Annotated in this window: 1 protein-coding gene; it reads left to right on the top strand. The window is 45.1% G+C overall.

Translation table 11 applies throughout. The features are described 5' to 3' along the window. Window positions 1–218, top strand: a 218-nt coding sequence (locus EOE67_RS20415) for an ATP-binding protein (protein ID WP_164852459.1), incomplete at its 5' end; no start/stop codon positions are given. Window positions 219–293 lie beyond the last annotated feature (75 nt).

Raw genomic sequence — 293 nt, 5'->3', positions numbered from 1 at the left:
CGCGCCAAGCGAATGACCTGCTTGATGTGATGGAAATGCGTTATCAACAATCAAGCACCATTATTGCCAGCCAAATACCGACCAGCGAATGGTACAAACTCATTCCAAGTCCCACCATTGCAGATGCACTGCTAGACCGTTTACTACACAACAGCCACCGAATTGAATTAACAGGAGAGTCGATGAGAAAACTAGACCAATCCGATCACTTAGCGTAAAAATACCATCAAGAAAAAGAACGGTTAGCAGGTGATCGGATAACTCCGGAATCGCTGATCGGATTCACCGAAATA

This window comes from Rheinheimera riviphila (assembly GCF_004005945.1).
GTDB lineage: Bacteria > Pseudomonadota > Gammaproteobacteria > Enterobacterales > Alteromonadaceae > Pararheinheimera > Pararheinheimera riviphila.
This window is presented reverse-complemented; position numbering and strand designations above follow the sequence as displayed.